The organism is Rhizobium sp. PAMB 3174 (genome assembly GCF_052908375.1).
This window is the reverse complement of the sequence record NZ_CM128608.1, coordinates 1,668,698-1,687,225: the sequence shown is the minus strand read 5'-3', so window position 1 is coordinate 1,687,225 and position 18,528 is coordinate 1,668,698. Positions and strand designations below refer to the sequence as shown.

General features: G+C 62.3%; 23 protein-coding genes, 1 tRNA gene and 2 riboswitches. Of the genes, 11 read left to right on the top strand and 13 right to left on the bottom strand.

The genetic code is table 11. The features are described from left to right. Positions 1-25: 25 nt before the first annotated feature. Together gcvT and ACU5AY_RS08040 are read right to left on the bottom strand one after the other, a co-directional pair. Positions 26-1,165, bottom strand: coding sequence for a glycine cleavage system aminomethyltransferase GcvT (gcvT, locus tag ACU5AY_RS08045; protein WP_446828667.1), 1,140 nt, complete (start codon positions 1,163-1,165; stop codon positions 26-28). A gap of 67 nt (positions 1,166-1,232) precedes the next feature. Further along, a riboswitch (glycine riboswitch) is annotated at positions 1,233-1,321 on the bottom strand. Then, positions 1,322-1,409: riboswitch (glycine riboswitch) on the bottom strand. It abuts the riboswitch before it with no gap. A 210-nt stretch (positions 1,410-1,619) separates the two neighbouring features. Continuing rightward, on the bottom strand, positions 1,620-1,898 hold the full coding sequence (locus ACU5AY_RS08040) for a hypothetical protein (protein ID WP_446824246.1): 279 nt from the start codon (positions 1,896-1,898) through the stop codon (positions 1,620-1,622). A 205-nt stretch (positions 1,899-2,103) separates the two neighbouring features. Between ACU5AY_RS08040 and ACU5AY_RS08035 the strand changes: the two genes are divergently transcribed. The 7 genes from ACU5AY_RS08035 to queC are packed head-to-tail and all read left to right on the top strand — an operon-like array spanning position 2,104 to position 6,760. Further along, entirely contained in the window at positions 2,104-2,637 is a 534-nt protein-coding gene (locus ACU5AY_RS08035; protein WP_446828666.1) for a flavodoxin domain-containing protein, read from the top strand. A gap of 41 nt (positions 2,638-2,678) precedes the next feature. Further along, positions 2,679-3,056 (top strand): fluoride efflux transporter CrcB, encoded by a 378-nt coding sequence (gene crcB / locus ACU5AY_RS08030; RefSeq protein WP_446828665.1) that lies wholly within the window; start codon positions 2,679-2,681, stop codon positions 3,054-3,056. A 20-nt stretch (positions 3,057-3,076) separates the two neighbouring features. Then, complete coding sequence (locus tag ACU5AY_RS08025; protein WP_446828664.1) at positions 3,077-4,066, top strand: RluA family pseudouridine synthase; 990 nt, start codon at positions 3,077-3,079, stop codon at positions 4,064-4,066. Positions 4,067-4,069: 3 nt separating this feature from the next. Further along, positions 4,070-4,738: an HAD-IA family hydrolase gene (locus ACU5AY_RS08020; protein WP_446824242.1), complete on the top strand. Its 669-nt coding sequence runs from the start codon at positions 4,070-4,072 to the stop codon at positions 4,736-4,738. Continuing rightward, complete coding sequence (locus ACU5AY_RS08015) at positions 4,731-5,519, top strand: ATP12 family chaperone protein (protein ID WP_446828663.1); 789 nt, start codon at positions 4,731-4,733, stop codon at positions 5,517-5,519. The genes ACU5AY_RS08020 and ACU5AY_RS08015 overlap by 8 nt, the downstream gene beginning before the upstream one ends. A gap of 44 nt (positions 5,520-5,563) precedes the next feature. Next, positions 5,564-6,019, top strand: a complete 456-nt coding sequence (locus tag ACU5AY_RS08010) for a hypothetical protein (protein WP_446828662.1) — start codon at positions 5,564-5,566, stop codon at positions 6,017-6,019. A 39-nt stretch (positions 6,020-6,058) separates the two neighbouring features. Then, a complete protein-coding gene (gene queC, locus ACU5AY_RS08005) occupies positions 6,059-6,760 on the top strand; it encodes a 7-cyano-7-deazaguanine synthase QueC (protein WP_446828661.1) in 702 nt (233 codons plus the stop codon). Between the two features lie 3 nt (positions 6,761-6,763). On the opposite strand, the gene fghA is transcribed toward queC, so the two are convergent. The 8 genes from fghA to ACU5AY_RS07965 form a co-directional block, all read right to left on the bottom strand. Next, positions 6,764-7,597: an S-formylglutathione hydrolase gene (fghA, locus tag ACU5AY_RS08000; protein WP_446828660.1), complete on the bottom strand. Its 834-nt coding sequence runs from the start codon at positions 7,595-7,597 to the stop codon at positions 6,764-6,766. Positions 7,598-7,619: 22 nt separating this feature from the next. Further along, positions 7,620-8,276, bottom strand: a complete 657-nt coding sequence (locus tag ACU5AY_RS07995; protein ID WP_446828659.1) for a DUF1345 domain-containing protein — start codon at positions 8,274-8,276, stop codon at positions 7,620-7,622. 3 nt (positions 8,277-8,279) lie between these two features. After that, positions 8,280-8,744, bottom strand: a complete 465-nt coding sequence (locus tag ACU5AY_RS07990; protein ID WP_446824235.1) for a YaiI/YqxD family protein — start codon at positions 8,742-8,744, stop codon at positions 8,280-8,282. A gap of 18 nt (positions 8,745-8,762) precedes the next feature. Next, the gene (locus tag ACU5AY_RS07985; RefSeq protein WP_446828658.1) at positions 8,763-9,239 is read right to left on the bottom strand and encodes a GNAT family N-acetyltransferase; all 477 of its coding nucleotides are present in this window, start codon (positions 9,237-9,239) and stop codon (positions 8,763-8,765) included. Beyond that, entirely contained in the window at positions 9,239-10,366 is a 1,128-nt protein-coding gene (locus ACU5AY_RS07980; RefSeq protein WP_446824233.1) for an S-(hydroxymethyl)glutathione dehydrogenase/class III alcohol dehydrogenase, read from the bottom strand. The genes ACU5AY_RS07985 and ACU5AY_RS07980 overlap by 1 nt, the downstream gene beginning before the upstream one ends. A 132-nt stretch (positions 10,367-10,498) precedes the next feature. Next, a complete protein-coding gene (locus tag ACU5AY_RS07975; protein WP_446828657.1) occupies positions 10,499-11,761 on the bottom strand; it encodes an SRPBCC family protein in 1,263 nt (420 codons plus the stop codon). A gap of 125 nt (positions 11,762-11,886) precedes the next feature. Next, a complete protein-coding gene (locus tag ACU5AY_RS07970) occupies positions 11,887-12,576 on the bottom strand; it encodes a hypothetical protein (protein WP_446828656.1) in 690 nt (229 codons plus the stop codon). Between the two features lie 74 nt (positions 12,577-12,650). Next, entirely contained in the window at positions 12,651-13,598 is a 948-nt protein-coding gene (locus ACU5AY_RS07965; RefSeq protein ID WP_446828655.1) for a DMT family transporter, read from the bottom strand. A gap of 306 nt (positions 13,599-13,904) precedes the next feature. Between ACU5AY_RS07965 and ACU5AY_RS07960 the strand changes: the two genes are divergently transcribed. Beyond that, positions 13,905-14,297 carry a helix-turn-helix domain-containing protein gene (locus ACU5AY_RS07960; protein WP_446824229.1) on the top strand — a complete coding sequence of 131 codons (393 nt, stop codon included), beginning with the start codon at positions 13,905-13,907 and terminating at the stop codon, positions 14,295-14,297. 70 nt (positions 14,298-14,367) lie between these two features. Here the strand turns inward: ACU5AY_RS07960 and ACU5AY_RS07955 are convergent. Then, positions 14,368-14,452: transfer RNA gene (locus tag ACU5AY_RS07955), tRNA-Leu, on the bottom strand. 195 nt (positions 14,453-14,647) lie between these two features. Between ACU5AY_RS07955 and lipB the strand changes: the two genes are divergently transcribed. After that, the gene (gene lipB, locus ACU5AY_RS07950) at positions 14,648-15,370 is read left to right on the top strand and encodes a lipoyl(octanoyl) transferase LipB (RefSeq protein ID WP_446828654.1); all 723 of its coding nucleotides are present in this window, start codon (positions 14,648-14,650) and stop codon (positions 15,368-15,370) included. Here lipB and ACU5AY_RS07945 read toward each other — a convergent pair. Then, on the bottom strand, positions 15,354-15,875 hold the full coding sequence (locus ACU5AY_RS07945; protein WP_446828653.1) for a peptide deformylase: 522 nt from the start codon (positions 15,873-15,875) through the stop codon (positions 15,354-15,356). The genes lipB and ACU5AY_RS07945 overlap by 17 nt on opposite strands. Positions 15,876-16,122: 247 nt before the next feature. On the opposite strand from ACU5AY_RS07945, the gene mgtE reads away from it, so the two are divergent. Both mgtE and ACU5AY_RS07935 read left to right on the top strand, forming a co-directional pair. Further along, positions 16,123-17,541, top strand: coding sequence for a magnesium transporter (gene mgtE, locus ACU5AY_RS07940; protein WP_446824226.1), 1,419 nt, complete (start codon positions 16,123-16,125; stop codon positions 17,539-17,541). 73 nt (positions 17,542-17,614) lie between these two features. Next, a complete protein-coding gene (locus ACU5AY_RS07935) occupies positions 17,615-18,001 on the top strand; it encodes a MerR family transcriptional regulator (RefSeq protein ID WP_446824225.1) in 387 nt (128 codons plus the stop codon). A gap of 49 nt (positions 18,002-18,050) precedes the next feature. On the opposite strand, the gene ACU5AY_RS07930 is transcribed toward ACU5AY_RS07935, so the two are convergent. Continuing rightward, complete coding sequence (locus tag ACU5AY_RS07930; protein WP_446828652.1) at positions 18,051-18,524, bottom strand: methyltransferase family protein; 474 nt, start codon at positions 18,522-18,524, stop codon at positions 18,051-18,053. Between the last annotated feature and the right edge of the window lie 4 nt (positions 18,525-18,528).

Genomic DNA, 18,528 nt, shown 5'->3' with positions numbered 1-18,528 from the left:
TCAATCCTTCTGGGAAAAGTTCAGGTCAGCGCTTGTAGGAGGAGGGGGTGAAAGGCATTGCCGTGACGGTGACGGGAAGGTACTTGCCGCGCACTTCGGCGAAGATCTCCGTGCCCTCGGCGGCATGGCTGGTCGGCACGTAGCCCATGGCGACGGGACCCTCGACGGTCGGGCCGAACGTGCCCGAGGTGACTTCGCCGAGTTCCGTCTGTCCGGCGTCATCGGCATAGAGTTTGGTATGCGCGCGGATCGGCGCGCGACCTTCCGGCTTCAGGCCCACCCGGCGGCGGGTGGCACCCTTGTCGAACTCGCGCAGGATGCGCTCGGCGCCGGGAAAGCCGCCGGCGCGCGCACCGCCATTGCGGCGCACCTTCTGGACGGCCCATTCGAGCGCTGCTTCCACCGGGGTCGTCGTCTGGTCGATATCGTTGCCGTAGAGGCAGAGACCGGCCTCCAGCCGCAGCGAATCGCGCGCGCCAAGCCCGATAAACTGGACGTCGGGATGTTCCAGAAGCTGGATGACGACCGATTCGGCCTTGTCGGAGGGGACGGAGATTTCGAACCCGTCTTCGCCGGTGTAGCCGGAGCGGGAGATGATGCAGTCCGTATCGTGCAGGTCGCCGCCGCGCACATCCATGAACCGCATCGAGACGACGTCCGGACAAAGCTCCGACAGCACCTTCTCGGCAAACGGTCCCTGCAGTGCGATCAACGAGCGGTCTTCCAGCATCTCGACATCGCAGCTGTCGCTGATTCCGGCCTTCAGATGGGCGAAATCCTGCGTCTTGCAGGCGGCATTGACGACGAGGAAGAAGTGGTCGTCACGATTGGCGATCATCAGGTCGTCCAGAATGCCGCCGTCGTCGCTGGTGAACAGCGCATAGCGCTGGCGACCGGGCTTCAGGCCGAGGACATCGACCGGGACGAGGCTTTCGAGCGCCAGCGCCGCCGTTTCCATGTTGCCGTCCTTCGGCGTCACGCGGATCTGGCCCATGTGCGAGACGTCGAACAGGCCGGCGGCCGTGCGCGTATGCACGTGTTCCTTCAGAACGCCGAGCGGGTATTGTACCGGCATGTCGTAGCCGGCGAACGGCACCATGCGCGCACCGGCGGCGCGATGGAGCGAATGCAGGGATGTTGTCGATAGGGTTTCGGTATCCGACACTACAGGGCCTCCAGGTTCTTGCGCGAACGCCGCGCGAGCGCGTTGACGGCATGCGCCGCCTCCAAGTCGCGCCCCCTCTGTCCTTTGGCCTGAGATTGTTATCCCTTCGGCGCGCAACGGCCTTTTCAAGCCGTCATTCTCTCCAGAGTCCTTAGTGGCCCGCCGCTGGTCCTTTGGCCTGAGAGTTTCCGGGGCGGTTGCTCCTTCGGCACCGGATCGAACCGGCTTCTCCCAACGGGGTCGCGTCCATTATCGGGGAGACGGTGGGATTGGCAAGGCCTCCATGGCGTTTTCGGACAAATTTTTGTCGTAGGGAAATTGGCCCGGCGGAATGGCGCTGCGATGCCCTTGGAAGCGATCGGAAATACCAGAGGGGAACGCGAGGGGTCGGGAACGAAAAAGGCCGCCATGCGCGGCGCGCGGCGGCCATCCGGAGTGTTGCGGTCGAGGAGATTTATGCTTCCGCGTCTTCGTATGCTTCTTTCGCCTCCTGCAGCGTGACTTGCGGCGGTACTTCTTCGTTTCCTGCGGTCAGGAAGAACAGCGCAAGCGCCGGCGGCTGGATCACGTTGACGATCGCGCGCAGCTGGAAATCCCCGCTTTCCAGGGCTTCCTTGGCAAATGCATTGACACTTTCCTCGACAAAACTGCTGCGTGGAACCTTGATCGGCGGTTTGTTTGCCTCGCTCACATATGCAGCTGTGTTTGCCGAAACAGTCAGAACCTGGGCCATGTCCATATCCGCTTCGATTACACTTGATATGAAGGCTAGCAAATATACGTATCGCGACCGTGAATATAATCAGTTGTATTTAAGTATAATTTTATTTATACATAAGTTTCTGTTTTGACTTGTTTTTCGAGGCGGTTGACGTACGTCAAATGTCCATGCGGCGGCCTGCAATATCCTTGCTTCAATCAGATGGAGGTAAGCTCTGATGAAGATTGTCGTTGGATATGTGAGCGTCGAAGGCCAGACCCGGCGGATCGCGGGCGAGATTGCCGCGCATGTCGAGAATGCCAGCCACGCCGTCGGCATCATGAACATTGCCGAGATGCCCGAATACACACTGGAACGGCCCGATCGCATCATCCTGTGCGCGCCGATCCATGCCGGGCGCTATCCGTCCGCTTTCGTCGACTTCGTGCACAGGGAGGCCGAATGGCTGAACGCGGTGCCGAGCGCCTTCGTTTCCGTCACCCTCTCGATCATCAGCGACGATGCCGGGGAAAGGGCGGCGGCGCGGCATTATCCGCGGCAATTGCTGGCGGAAACGGGGTGGACGCCGCGGGCGATCCATGATGCCGCGGGCGCATTGCGCTACACCGAATATGACTTCTTCAAGCGTTGGATGATGAAGCGCATATCGAAGGCCGAAGGCGGCCCGGTCGATACCGCGACGGATCATGAGTTTACCGATTGGGCGAAGCTCCATGAATTTGTCGACGCCTTCCTTGGCGGCGTTGCCTAAAAGCGCTTGGAATCCCCGCGTCCGTAGACTAAACGGGGGCGATGACACACATACTTCTCGCCGCTCTTGGCGGCGCATTCGGCTCCGTTCTCCGCTACCTTGTCGGTAACTGGACATTCCGGCTGTTCGGCCCCGGTTATCCGTGGGGGACGATGACGGTCAATGTCGTCGGTTCCTTCGTGATCGGCCTGTTTGCCGAACTAGTGGCGCGCAAGCTCAATTCCTCACCGGAACTGCGGGTGTTGCTGATCACCGGCTTTCTCGGCGGGTTCACGACCTTTTCAGCCTTCTCCCTCGACGCGTTCACGCTCTACGAACGCGGCGAGCTGACGCTGGCCGGCGTCTACGTCATAGGCAGCGTGGTGATTTCGCTGTGCGCCGTCTTCGGTGGCCTGATGCTCGGCCGTGCGGTCTTTTGAGGGAACGGAGAGAGACGATCATGGCGGGAATTGAACATATCAAGGTAGACCAGGACGAAACGGGCATGCGCCTCGATCGCTGGTTCAAGATCCACTTTCCGGGCCTCGGCTTCGGCCAGCTGCAGAAGCTGCTGCGCTCGGGTCAGGTTCGCGTCGATGGCGGTCGCGTCAAGACGGATACCCGCGTCCAGCCGGGACAGATGGTGCGCATTCCGCCGCTCGACGTCGATGCGAAGGACAAGGGCCGGCCGGTCTCCGGCAAGGATCTGAAACACTCCGGCGACGGCGAACTGTTGGCCCGCATGCTTCTGCACGAGGACGACAAGGTCTTCGTTCTCAACAAGCCGGCGGGGCTGGCCGTTCAGGGCGGATCGGGCGTCACCCGGCACATCGACAAGATGCTCGATGCCTGGACCAACCAGCGGGGGGAAAAGCCGAGGCTGGTCCACCGGCTCGACCGCGACACGTCCGGTGTCCTGGTGATCGCCCGCACGCGCGGCGCGGCGCAGAAGCTGACCGCTGCCTTCCGCGAGCGCGACACCAAGAAGACCTACTGGTCGCTCGTCAAGGGCGTGCCGCGCAAGCGCGACGACAAGATTTCCACCTGGCTGGTCAAGGAAGCGACGCCGGACGGCGACCGCATGCGGATCGCCAAGCACGGCGAGGATGGCGCCGATCACGCCGTGTCCTACTACCGCGTCGTCGACACGGCGGCCCAGAATCTCGCCTGGCTGGAGATGGAGCCCTACACCGGCCGGACGCACCAGCTGCGTGTCCACGCCCTCCATATCGGTCACCCGATCATCGGCGATCCGAAGTATTACGTCGACGACCCGAACTGGGATTTCCCCGGTGGCGTGCAGAAGCGCCTGCACCTGCATGCGCGCCATATCGACATACCCCATCCGAACGGCGGCCGGCTGCGTGTCACCGCACCGCTGCCGCCGCACATGGTCCAGACCTGGAACCTTCTCGGTTTCCCCGTGGACGGACCGGAAGACGAGGCCTGAGCCATGAAGCTCGTTCTTTTCGATTGCGACGGGACGCTGGTCGACAGCGGCGCGCTGATTCATGAGGTGATGGCCCGCACGTTCGAAGCATTCGGTCGTGAGCGTCTGGAAATTGCCCGTACGCGGTCTATCATCGGTTTGACGCTGGACATCGCCATTGCACGGCTGATCGGTAACGAGCACGTCGACGAAGAGGCGCTGCGGATGACCGCGCATTACAAGTCGATCTTTGCGGACGTGCGTCGCGAGCCGGGCTTCCAGGAGCCGATGTTCGAAGGAATTGCCGACCTTCTCTCTGCGCTTTCGGCGGAAGAGGACCTGTTGCTTGGCGCCGTCACCGGAAAGTCGCGGCGCGGCCTCGAGGTTATCATGGACACCCATGGCCTCCGCCAGCATTTTGTCGTTTCCCGTACTGCCGACGATTGCCCGTCCAAGCCGCATCCGGCGATGGTGACCGAGTGCTGCGACCAGATGGGCGTGCGCCCTGCGGACACGATTGTGATCGGCGACGCGATCTATGATATGCAGATGGCCAAGGCTGCGGGCGCTTCCGCGATCGGCGTTTCCTGGGGCTACGAGACGGTCGACAAGCTCATCGACGCCGGCGCGGATCGCATCGCGCTGAAGCCGACCGACCTGACGACACATGTATTCGAGACTGCCTATGCGTGATTTCATTTCCGACATTTCGACCCATCAGAAGGATCCGTCGAAGATCGCCCAGGAAGGCCAGAAGCAGCAGCTTCCGAAGCGCTTCTACAAGGAAGCGACCGTCGAGGCTGGTGATGACGGCGCCTTCCGCGTTCTGCTCGATGGCCGACCCGTCAAGACACCGGGTCGTGCGAGCCTGGAGGCGCCGACGCCGGCTCTGGCCGAGCTGATGGCGGCCGAATGGAACGCGCAGGGCGAGGTCATCGATCCGTTCACGATGCCGGTAACCCGTCTGGTCAACACCGCGATCGATGGCGTCAGAACCGACCCGCAGGCCGTCCACGAGGATATCCTGCGGTTCTCGTCGAGCGATCTTCTCTGCTACCGCGCCGGCGAGCCGGAGCGGCTTGTCGAGCGGCAGGCCGAACACTGGGATCCGGTCATCGACTGGGCCGCCAATGTGCTGGGCGCCCGCTTCATCCTGATCGAGGGGATCATGCACCAGGAGCAGCCGCGCGAGGCGATTTCCGCCTTCGCCGTGACGCTCCGCAAATACGACAATCCCCTGGCCTTGGCCGCGCTGCATTCCATGACGACGCTCACGGGATCGGCGATCCTGTCGCTGGCGCACGCGGAAGGCGCATGGACGCTGGACGAGGTCTGGACTTTGGCCCATCTTGACGAAGACTGGACCATCGAGCACTGGGGCGAAGACGCGGAGGCGAAGGCCCGCCGCGACAAGCGCTTCGAGGAAATGCGCGCCGCCTCGCAGGTCTTGTCTGCATTGGCGGCACAGGGCTGAATTTTTCGGGCGACAGATTGGACAGGGGCAGGTTGATGGCTGGGATGACGAAGATTTTGCGAATGATGGGCGCGGTTTTGGCGGTCTGTGCGGCGCTGGCAGCCTGCACGCTTCTGCCCGACCAGAACAACCTGCGCTCCAAGGGATATAACGTCCGTCAGGTCGCGGTTCTCGGTGCCGCCAATGTACCGGTGGTCATCGTCGACCGGGTGAACAAGCAGCTGCAGCAGTCGATCGCCGCGACCCGCTATGACGATGTGCGTCCGCGCGTCGTCATCACCGTCAACATCCTCAAGGTCCAGAAGGACATGGGGATCCACAAGACGGACAACATCGCTTCGGTCCTGGTCAAGGCGACCTATGTTGAAAACGGCGTCCAGGCGGGCGAGGGCGGCTTCGAAGTGTCGACGCAGGCGCTCGACTCGGATGTCGCCGATCAGGCGCTAGCGGAGAAGATCGCCGGCCGCGTCCGCTACCTCTTCGGTCTCGCTCACCCCTGATTGCGCCAGGCCGCGATCCGCCAAAAGACTGGATTTAGTATGCAGGGAAAAGCACTGGTTCTGTTCTCGGGCGGTCAGGATTCGGCTACCTGCCTCGCCTGGGCGCTGGAAAACTTCGATGCGGTCGAAACCGTCGGCTTCGACTATCGCCAGTCGCATTCGGTCGAACTCGATGTGCGCAAGACCTTTCTCGCCGAACTGCGCGACGCTTTCCCGCACTGGTCGGCGAAGCTCGGCGAGGACCACATGATCGACATGGGGCTGCTCGGCGCGATCTCTGAGACCGCGCTCACCCGCGACATGGAAATCGAGATGACGGAGGCGGGCCTGCCGAACACCTTCGTGCCTGGGCGCAATCTCCTGTTCTTCACCGCCGCCGCGGCGCTTGGCTATCGCCGCAAGGCCCGCCATCTCGTCGGCGGCATGTGCGAGACGGATTATTCCGGCTATCCGGATTGCCGCGACGATACGTTGAAGAGCCTGCAGGTCACCCTGACGCTCGGCCTCGACAGCCGCTTCGTCGTCCATACGCCGCTGATGTGGATCGACAAGGCCGAGACCTGGAAGCTGGCGGCGGAGCTCGGCGGCGAAACGCTGGTCGACCTCGTCCGCCGCGAAACCCACACCTGCTACAGGGGCGATCGCACGATCCTGCACGCGTGGGGCTACGGCTGCGGCGCATGCCCCGCCTGCGAGTTGCGCCGCACCGGCTGGGAAGGTTACCGGGCCGAGGCCTGCTAAGGTTCACCCCAGCCGCTCGGCGTGCCAGCGCAGATGGTCATCCATGAAGGTCGAGATGAAGTAGTAGGAATGGTCGTAGCCCTCGCGCATGTTGAGCGAGAGCTTTATGTCCGTCCCCTTGATCGCGTTTTCGAACAGCCACGGCTTCAGGCCGTTATCGAGAAAACCGTCGGCCTTGCCCTGATCGATGAGGAATTCGGGAAAGCGGGCGCCGTCCTCGACCAGCGCGCAGGCGTCATACTGGCGCCAGGCGGAGCGGTCGGACCCCAGATATTTCTCAAGACCCGGCTCCGACCAGAAGGATGTCATCGGATTGACGATCGGCGCGAAGGCCGAGCAGGACTTGAAGCGGTCGGGATTTTTCAGCGCGATGGTCATCGCGCCGTGGCCGCCCATCGAGTGTCCGAATATCCCCTGGCGGCTCATATCGGCCGGGAAGTTTTCGGCGATCAGGGCCGGCAGTTCCTCAGTGATGTAGCTGTACATCCGGTAGTGCCTTGACCACGGCTCTTCGGTTGCATCGAGATAGAAGCCTGCGCCTTTGCCCATCTGCCAGTTGTCCGCCTCGTCGGCGACGTCGTCACCGCGCGGGCTCGTATCCGGGCAGACGATGATCAGTCCCAGCTCGGCGGCGAGCCGGCGGTATTCGCCCTTCTCCATGACGTTCGCATGCGTGCAGGTGAGACCCGACAGATACCAGAGCACGGGACGAGGGCCGTCCTTGGCCTGTGGCGGAACAAAGACGGCGAAGGTCATGTCGCAGCCGCAGGCTTCTGATGCGTGCGAATAGATGCCCTGCTTGCCGCCGAAGGACAGGTTTTCGGAAATGGTCTTCATGGGGAAACTCCGCTGATTCTGTTCAGGCGATCGACACCGCGACATTCACTGCGGCGGCGATGAGAATGGTGTTGAAGAAGAACGAAATGACCGCGTGGAGAAGGTTCATGCCGCGCATGCGCGACGTGGTGATACCGACATCCGAAGTCTGCGCCGTCATGCCGATGACGAATGAGAAATAGAGGAAGTCGAGTCCGTTCGGCTCGTTGTTGCCCGGGAAATCCAGCCCGCCAGCAATGCCGCGATCGCCGCCTTTGCCTGTCGGGTGAGGCTGCCAGTAGCGGTGGGCATAGTGCATGGCGGTCATGGTATGGATCGTCATCCAGCCGAGAATGACGGAGGCGAGGGCAAGAACGAGTGTCCCGGTGGATCCCTTGTCGATCGTCAGTGTAAACAGCGATACGACACAGACCGCGACCGCCACAAGGGCGACGAAGACGATGAGCCAGGTGGGCTCGTCCGAATTGGCCGCGTGATTTTTCAACTGCGCCGCGGTCAGTTGGGGGATCTTTACCGCCATGCTGGCGAGATAGGCCACGAAGAAGGCGATCGTGATCAGTTGAACCGCGATGGCTGGCGTGACGAGGATGGATGGAATGGCGGCGACAGCGCTAGCGGCGACGCCGATGATGAATGGTCCATGGCGTGTGTGAACGAAACTCGAGAGTGCCTTCGCCATGGGTCAGCCCTGATCTTCGTTTGAAGCGGCGCTGACCGCTCGACGGCAGAGCTGGTCGAGGACCTGCAGGAAGTTGGAACGGTCGCGCTGCGAAAATGCGGCGTTATAGCCCTTGCTTTCGCCCGTCTCCCGCAGATGCTGGGAGAGGTCGCGCATGGCGCTCGCCATGCCGATATTGGTGCTGTCGAAGATCCGGCCCGTCGGCCCCGTCACCATCGCGCCGGCCTCGACGCAACGCACTGCAAGCGGAACGTCCGCGGTAATCACGATGTCGCCGGCGCCGGCGCGCTCGGCGATCCAGTTGTCGGCCGCATCGAAGGCGGCCGAGACGATGACGATCCTGACCATGGGGTCACGCGAGGGCCGTAGGCCGGAATTGGCGACCAGTGTCACCGGCAGGTGATGGCGCTCGGCAACCTTGAGGATTTCCGGTTTGACGGGACAGGCATCGGCGTCGACATAAATCATTGCGAGGCGGCCATTCTGTCAGGCGACAGCCACGGCAGCGGGCCGCAGCATGTCGATATGCGGGATATTGTCTTCCAGATATTCTTCCGAGACCGGCGCAAAGCCAAGCGAGGCGTAGAATTTCGCCAGATGGCTCTGGGCGGAAAGCGCTATGGCTCTGCCCGCAGCCCGTTCTTCGCATATGGCGATCGCTTCGCGCATCACCGATTCGCCGAGACGCCGGCCGCGATGGTCGGGCGAGACGACGACCCGTCCGATACGCGCCGAAGCGTCTTCCGTTGACGGAATGAACAGGCGGGCGGCGGCCAGCAGTTCTTGGCCGTCGAGCAACCGCAAGTGCAGCGCATCGACGTCCTTGCCGTCCAGCTCGGGGTAGGGGCAAGCCTGCTCGACGACGAAGACGTCGACCCGCAATTTCAAGAGGGCATAGAGATCGCGTGCGGAAAATGCCTCCATCTTCCGCACGTCGACCTGATAGCTGCCCTTTGCAGGCATCAGTAGAGCACGACCGAGCGGATCGATTCGCCCGAATGCATCAGCTCGAAGCCCTTGTTGATGTCCTCGAGCGGCATCGTGTGAGTGATCATCGGGTCGATCTGGATCTTGCCTTCCATGTACCAGTCAACGATCTTCGGCACGTCCGTGCGGCCGCGCGCGCCGCCGAAGGCCGTGCCCATCCAGCTGCGGCCGGTGACCAGCTGGAACGGACGGGTCGAGATTTCCTGGCCGGCGCCGGCGACGCCGATGACGACGGACTTGCCCCAGCCGCGATGCGAGCATTCGAGCGCCTGGCGCATGACCTTGGTGTTGCCGGTGCAGTCGAAGGTGTAATCCGCGCCGCCGATCTGGTCGGCCCCGCGCTTCGTCATGTTGACGATATAGGGCACGATGTCTTCGCCGATCTCGCTCGGATTGACGAAGTGCGTCATGCCGAACTTCTCGCCCCATTCCTTCTTGCCGTTGTTCAGGTCGACGCCGATGATCATGTCGGCGCCGGCAAGCTTAAGGCCCTGGATGACGTTGAGCCCGATACCGCCGAGGCCGAAGACGACGGCAGTCGCGCCGATCTCCACCTTGGCGGTGTTGATGACGGCGCCGATGCCCGTCGTCACGCCGCAGCCGATGTAGCAGATCTTGTCGAAGGGCGCGTCGGGATTGACCTTGGCGACGGCGATTTCCGGCAGAACCGTGTAATTGGCGAAGGTCGAGCAGCCCATGTAGTGGTGGATCTTGTCCTTGCCGATCGAGAAGCGCGAGGTGCCGTCGGGCATCAGGCCCTGGCCCTGGGTGGCGCGGATCGCGGTGCAGAGATTGGTCTTGCGCGAGAGGCAGGACGGGCAGGAACGGCATTCCGGCGTATAGAGCGGGATGACGTGGTCGCCCTTCTTCACCGAGGTGACGCCCGGGCCGACATCGACGACGATACCGGCGCCTTCATGGCCGAGAATGGCCGGGAAGAGACCTTCCGGATCGGCGCCGGACAGCGTAAAATCGTCCGTATGGCAGATGCCGGTTGCCTTGACCTCGACCAGCACCTCGCCGGCCTTCGGGCCTTCGAGCTGAACGGTCATGATCTCGAGAGGCTTGCCTGCCTGGGTGGCGACGGCGGCGCGAACGTCCATGGATGTTTCTCCCTTGTAGATGCGTTGATTGACGCGGACTTTGCCACGGGGAGCGCGGCAATCTCAAGGGCAAAGACGACGCCCGAGGGCCTTTTCGCGCCGCGGCCGGTCGAATGGCATGCGGGGTTCCGTCTAGCCGAAAAGGCGGTCGCAGGCGTAGATCACGGCATAGCCGTGGATGAAAAGCGCCGCATACAGGCCGAACCCCGCCATCAGCCGCTCCGCGGGCAACATCTCGCCGAGCGCGAAGCGCGGCTTGACATTCGAGGCGCCCAGCAGGCTGACCAGCGTGAAGACCGCCATGGCGGCGAGCAGCGCATTTTGCGGCAGGTCGATTCGGTAGCCGATCCACAGGACGACGCAGGCGATTCCGAAGCTCGCGGTTACCAGCATGCGCTTGGAATCGAAAAGCTGCCGGAGGATCTGGCCGCCGTCGAAACGCGACATCGGCAGCAGGTTGAGCAGGTTGAAAGCGCCAAGGATCAAGAGGAACATCAGCGCCGGATGATCGAGGGATTGCGGCAAGAGGCCGGCCTCCACCGCCTGATGAAAGAGGACGGGGACAGGAAAGAGCAGGGCCGACATGCCGGCGCCGAGCAACGCGCATGTCGCGACCTCGAAGCGGGTGTCGTATGGCCTGCCGCCGATCGCCACGCCGCCAAGCAGGGGAATGAAGATCATGCGCGCCGATGCGTGGCCGAAGGCGCGGTAGGCCGCCATGTGTCCGAGTTCGTGGATGACGATCACCACGGTCAGCATCGTGGAGAGCATCAGCCCCGCCGGGTTGAGGCCGAAGAACGGCCACAGGATCAGCGTTGACAGCACGGCCATGCCGACCTGCGTCAGCGGATGCTCGAACAGACCGGAGGTGGAGCTGCGGCCCGACTTGAGCCATTGCCCCAGGGCGCGGACTTCGCGGCGCATCGCAAAATAGCGGAAGATCATGAATGCCAGGCCACGATAGTGATCCGTATGCTCGATCGTCACCTCGCAGCCGCCTTCCGACGGCGTGACTGCCGTCCGCTCGACATAAGCATGCCAGAAGGAGGCGTCGAGGGCGCTGTCCTCGACGATCCTCGCCTCATAGGCAAACTCCGCGCCGGGCATCTTCTCGACGGCGAGCCGGCGCACGATCGGGCGGCCCTTGCGGTCGAGGTGCGACAGGCTGCGCTCCACGATGCCGGGTTCTGCGGGCAGGGGATGGCTGGAAAGCACCGACGGGTGCCAGTCGGCCGTCTTTCCGAGCGGATACAACGCTTCCCAGATCCGCGACGGTTCTGTCTCGAAATGCCGTCGAACCCGGATCGTGCGCAGCCCGATCGGCGCTGCCATCAGCAGCCAGAGAATCCCGAGATTGAGGACCAGAAGGGAAACCGCGGCTATCGCATAGTTCATGTTCGACCTCTTCCCATGGTTTTCCCAGCCGAGATCAGCCTGCCACGCGCGATTTAACAAAGCCCCGCCATCATGCGCGCAATTTTAGACGTCGCGTCACTGATGCCGCCGGACGAGCGCCGGCCTCAGCCTTCCCGCCTTCTCGTGGCAAGCGGCAGGGCAGGGTAGCGGACGGGCTGGGGGTCCCGGCGCAGGCTTATCGCCTGTAGCAACTGCTCCCAATCGCCGACATTGTCGCGGTCCGCGACGACGTCTCCGATCCGCAGGAGCGCACCGATTTGTTCTCTCGCAAGACGCAGGTGCTCTCCGGCGAAATCGTTGCGCAGCACACGGATGACATAGGCCATGTCGGCACTGTCGAGCCCCGCGGTTTCTGACCTCGCCGGCGAACGAAGCGGACCGGTGTTGTCCCGCAGCGCATGGCGGAGCTGGTCGAGCGCCAGTCGCGACAGGCTCGGCGGCACTTCGACCGAGAGATCCATGATATGCAGCAGGGCATCGAGTTCGAGCCTGGAGTTGACGATCCCGTCGGTGGCGAGCGTCGCTTCTATCCAGTCCGCATTGACCTCATCCAGCGACCCCTGCGGATAGCAATAGTGGAGGACGAACTGGGCAAGCGATTCGACGAAATAGTGCTCCCATTCCGGACACTTCACCGGGCAACAGCCGTTCAGCACCAGAAGGGTTGTGACGTCCTGATGGCAGAGGACGCCATTTGGAAAGATGTATTTGCGCAATATGGCCACGTCGGCGGCCGACAGCTCGTTCTTTCCGGCAATTGCACTTGCCGGAAATGCGAGGCGAAATCCATTCATGGTTTTCTCCGGTTTCATCATGAAACTGAGGAAAGCCTAGTGGGCATTCGTTGAGATAATGAAAAATCCGATGGTTAATGAAGGCTTGCTGCGTTTTTTGACGCCTTGCTGGCGCGCACCTGTTCTCGCCAGATGATGAACAGGCCGGATCCCACGATGATGGCAATCCCCAGCCACTTGCTGGCGCTCGGAAATTCCCCGAACAGGAAATAGCCGAGCAGGCTTGCGGCAATGATCTCGAAATATTGCAGCGGGGCGAGCAGCGACATCGGCGCCAGCCGGAATGCGCGCACGACGAGGATGTGGCCATAGCCGGAGATTGCCCCGAGCAGGAGAAGCAGGAGCAGGCCGGACAGCGATTTCGGCAGCGATGGCGCGAAATCCGGCAAGCCGGCGGCGCCCGCCGTTCCAAGTGCCAGGCTCATGATCGCCATGCCGCCGATCGCGGCCATGGTCTGCATCGTCACCGGCGCATCCTTCACGCCAGCAGCGCGGTTGAGAAACATGTAGAACGCAAAGAGTGCCGCGCAGCCGAGCGGCAGAAGCGAGATCAACCCGAATTGCTCGAAACTCGGCTGGATGACGATGAGCGCGCCGATGAAGCCGATGCCGATCGCCGTCCAGCGTCGCCATCCGACCTGTTCCTTGAGGAAGACGGCGGAGAGACCGGTAAGGATGAAGGGTTCGACGAAATAGATCGCGAACACGTCCGCGAACGGCATGTATTTGACGGCGGTGAAGAAGCAGAGCGTCGCGCCGCCATGCAGCACGCCACGAAAGATGTTCAGCCACGGGCGCTCGGAGCGGAGCGTGGGCCGCGTGCCGGGAATCATGAACAAGGGGATGATTGCCACCAGCTGGAACAGGAAGCGATAGAAGGTCACCTGCGCCGGCGCCATGCCTTCGCTGATCGCCATATGTCTGGCGATGGCGTCCATGACGGGCAGGATGAACATGGCTGCGCCCATCAGGATGACGCCCTGAAGCGGGCTTTCCGTGGACTGCGATGCGGTGTGTGACATGTGGGATTCGACCGGGTGATATGGCCGGCAATCTCAATCATCAAGCGATGCGCGAATCAATAGCGGAACCCGCCGCTAGGCGCCAAAGAGCCTCCGGGGGTGGCTCTTTTCGGTCCAAGGCCTTATGAAGAGCCATCCCGACAACTGAAGGGGGCGGAATATTGCTGACAAGCGCCGCCCGCTTGGGACGTAGATTGTTCCGGCCGCGTGGCTCGACGCCGCGCCAGTTTTGCCGGAGCGCCTCGTAACCGCGCGTACTTTCGTCTCGCTCAAGAGGCGGCAGGCGCCAGACAAGGAGAGAACAGGGTGGAAGCAGCAATAGAATCCGGCGCGATGGGTCGAGACAGCGACGACACGCTTGGTGGCCGGCTGTCGACGGCGAGGGATGCCACAGGCATGGACATCAAGGCGGTTGCCAACCAGCTCGGCGTCAAGCTCGCGACACTGCAGGCTTGGGAAAGCGACCGGGCCGAACCGCGCCCGTCAAGGCTCGTCAATCTTGCCGGCATTCTCGGCGTGTCGCCGGTGTGGTTGATGACGGGGCAGGGTGCAGGTCCGGAAACGGACGCCGGCGCGTCGATCGGACTGATGCGTGCGCAACTGTCACGCCTGACCGACATGTACGGTGAAATGGGTCGGCTGATCGATGGCCTGTCCGCCAATATCGCCCGGCTGGAGACGGCCAGGCAGGACGCCTGAGGCTGTCGCGTCTTCCGTCTCGCAACTCATTTGCAGACAACAAAAAACCCGGCTTGAAGCCGGGTTTTTTTGGTGCGGTCGAGAAGACTCGAACTTCCACGGGTTGCCCCACAGCGACCTCAACGCTGCGCGTCTACCAATTCCGCCACGACCGCATCGTGGTAGGCCGATTTGCTGTCGGCGCGGTGCATGTAGCAAAAGCATGGGGGGTGCACAAGAGCAGTGTGACAGATTTTTTTCCCACGCTCCGGGCTGGGGATTTTTCGCGGTGATGCCTATTTATGGCGAACTTGCTGGACGGTGCCAATTCTGCCAGAAAGCGCCAACAATCTGGTTCAAAACGGTTTGAAATGATGCAGCGGACGGAAATCAGGACATCGATGTTGCCTGTGGATGGCACGCCGCCGGTTCGCTGGCGAATTGCCCGCAGTCCCGTCGATTACGACGAGGCGCTGGCGACAATGGAACGCGAGGTGGCGGCGATCGCCGCCGGCGAGTCGCCCGAACTCGTCTGGCTGCTGGAGCATCCGCCACTCTACACCGCTGGCACCAGCGCCGACGAGAAGGACCTCGTGATGCCCGGCCGGTTCCCGGTTTATGCCACCGGACGCGGCGGAGAATACACCTATCACGGCCCCGGCCAGCGCGTCGGCTATGTCATGCTCGACCTGAAGAAGCGCAAGCAGGACGTCCGCGCCTTTGTCGCCGCGCTGGAGGACGTCGTGATCGGTGCACTCGATCTGATGAACATTCGCGGCGAGCGACGCGAGGACAGGGTGGGCGTCTGGGTACGCCGTCCGGAAAAGCCGCTGCTGCCGAACGGCGCGGTGGCCGAGGACAAGGTGGCGGCACTTGGCATCCGCCTGCGCCGATGGGTCAGCTTTCACGGTTTCTCGTTGAACGTCGATCCGGATCTGGACCACTTCACGGGCATCGTGCCCTGCGGCATTAGCGAATTCGGCGTCACCAGCCTTGTCGATCTCGGCCTGCCGGTCGCCATGCACGACGTCGACATCCTGCTGCGCGAGTCCTTCGAATCCGTTTTCGGACCGACGGTCACCGACGAGGTTTGATCAGTCCTTCACCGGCCCTGTCCTTCGACCATTTCTTGACGAGCCGGTCGCGCTTGAGCTTGGACAGACGTCTCAGCCAGAAGATGCCGTCCAGCTGATCGACCTCGTGCTGGATGCAAGTGGCGAGGAAGCCGTCGGCATCCTCCTCTTTAACGTCCCCGGCCAGCGTCTGGTAGCGCACGCGAATCGTCTTCGGCCGCGTGACCGGCGCGATGGCGCCCGGCATGGAGACGCTGCCTTCGTCGTGGGTGGCGAGATCGGCTGAAGCGTCCAGGATCACGGGATTGACCATGAACTTAGGCGGCGCCTTGCGGTCGAGTTCGATGACGGTGAGCCGCATCATGACGCCAACATGCGGCGCCGTTATACCGACGCCCGGCGCTGCCCGCATCGTGTCGAGTAGATCGTCCGCAAGTTGCTTGAGCTTATCGTCAAATTCAGTGATGGTTTCGGCCTTCCGTTCGAGCAACGGGTCGGGGAAGGCAAGGATCTGTCTGACGGCCATGACGGCTCCTGCAGGTCGGAATTGGGATCGTTCTAGAACCAGACTTTGCCGGGTCAAGGCAATTTGCAAGGGAACCATCAACAAAGGTGGACGTTCCCATTTTAATGGGTTAGCAAAGTTAAAGGGGGCTTGGCGCGGACGCTGCGCAGTCTTTTTATCGTCTTGTTGACATTGGGTTTTCAGCCACCATTGCCTTGAGGGAAACCGGGCGAGGCGGCTGCGTAGGAATTGCGGAGACAGCCGGCATATGACAGATACCGACGAAGACATCCGCGAGCGCCCTGCCGATATCGAGCAGGAAGACATCTATGACGAGGACGGCTCGATTCGCTCCGACTTCCTCGCCATGGTCGGCGCCGCCATTGCCGACCGCGATCTTTTGTACCTTCGCCAGCATGTCGTGTCACTTCACGAATCCGAACTTGGCGATCTTCTCGAATCCCTGATGTCCGAACAGCGTCTGGCGCTGGTCCATCTGCTCGGCGACGAGTTCGACATGACCGCGCTGACGGAGGTGGACGAAGCCATCCGCCTCGAGATCGTCGAGCAGCTGCCGAACGACAAGGTGGCGGCCGCCATCACCGAACTCGATTCGGACGACGCCGTCTTCATTCTCGAAGACCTCGACGACGAGGATCGGGAGGAGATTCTCTCCAAGCTGCCGTTCACAGAACGGGTCCGCCTGCGCCGCGCGCTCGATTATCCGGAAAGCTCGGCCGGTCGCCGGATGCAGACGGAGTTCGTCGCCGTGCCGCCGTTCTGGACCGTCGGCCAGACCATCGACTACATGCGCGAGGACGAAGACCTTCCGGAGAGCTTCACCCAGATCTTCGTTGTCGATCCGACCTTCAAGCTTCTCGGCGCCGTCGATCTCGACCGTATCCTGCGCGCCAAGCGGCAGACCAAGGTCGACGACATCATGCGCGACACCAATCATCCGATTCCGGCCGAGATGGACCAGGAAGAGGCCGCGCAACTCTTCGAACAGTACGACTTGCTCTCGGCTGCCGTCACCGACGAGAACGGTCGTCTGGTCGGCGTCCTGACCATCGACGACGTCGTCGACATGATCCACGAGGAAGCCGAAGAAGACATCAAGCGCATGGGCGGCGTCGGCGACGAAGAGCTGTCGGACAATGTCGCCTCCACGGTGCGCTCCCGCTTCCTCTGGCTGCTGATCAATCTGGGCACGGCGATGCTGTCGGCCTCCGTCATCGGCCTGTTCGACGCCTCGATCGAGAAGATGATCGCGCTCGCCGTGCTGATGCCGATCGTCGCCTCCATGGGCGGCAATGCCGGCACGCAGACGATGACTGTCACGGTTCGGGCGCTTGCGACCCGGGATCTCGATATCTACAATGCCGGCCGCATCATCCGAAGAGAGGCCGGGGTTGGTCTGGCAAACGGCATTCTCTTCGCCATCCTCATCGGTTTGGCCGCCGGCTTCTGGTTCGGAAATCCGCAGTTGGGCGGGGTGATCGCCGCGGCGATGATCATCAACATGATGGCCGCCGCCATGGCGGGTATCCTGCTGCCGCTGCTTCTTGACAAGCTCGGCGCCGATCCCGCTATCGCATCGTCGGTGTTCGTCACCACGGTCACCGACGTCACCGGTTTCTTCGCCTTTCTCGGACTGGCGAGCTGGTGGTTCGGGTTTGGCATATAGCGCCATTGCCGCAAAAATTGACTATTACGTAAAAGTCAATAAAATGTCCGTCTGACTTGAAGGGCGGACTAAAGTGGAAAAGTACTACAGCATAACCGAGCTTACGCGCGAATTCGGGGTTTCGACGCGTACCTTGCGTTTCTATGAAGACGAAGGTCTCATTCACCCCGAGCGACGCGGCAGGACCCGCCTGTTCCGGGCGGCGGATCGTCGTCTCATTCAGGAAATCCTGCGCGGCCGACGCATCGGCTTCACCATCGCCGAAATCCGGCAGATCATCCAGGTCTACAAGGAACCGCCGGGCGAGGCGGGTCAGCTTCGACTGCTGATGGAGCGCGTCGACGAGAAGCGCGATGACCTGCGCCAGAAGCGCAAGGACATCGAGGAGACGCTTGCCGAACTTGACGCCGTCGAGGAAGCGTGCTTGACGCGCTTGGCAGAAATCGGCGTGGGCACCTGAGCCCATCCGTCGGCTGCACGACGGGCCGGGGGGCTTTCCCAAAAAGGGTTCAGATCCAGCGGCGGGTTCGCTGGCAGTACCGCTCGAATTCGATTCCGAAACGGGCGAGCAGATGCTTTTCCTCGGCCTTGACCGCCACCAGGTTGGTCGCCACCGCGGCGGCGAACCCGAAGAAGGCGAACCACGCATTGTCCGTCGCCAGCGCCAGCGCGATCAGCACGAGCGTGTAACCCAGGTAGATCGGGTTGCGGCAGATACGGAAAGGTCCACACGTCACCAGATGGCGGGCGCTGGCAATCGGTAGCACGGGTGTGCGATGGCTGAGCAGGACGCCGATCGCCCAGATGACGAGAGCAACACCCACAAGCGCGAGGACGAGGCCGGCCGACATGGCCAGCATATGCCCGTGCTCGAGGCTGGAAACCGGCAGGAACGCGCCACAGCCGACGGCCGTCAGGCCTGCGGCCAGATAGTAGACCGGAGCCCACGGAAAGCGGAGCGGCTTGATACGATATGCGTTCATGATG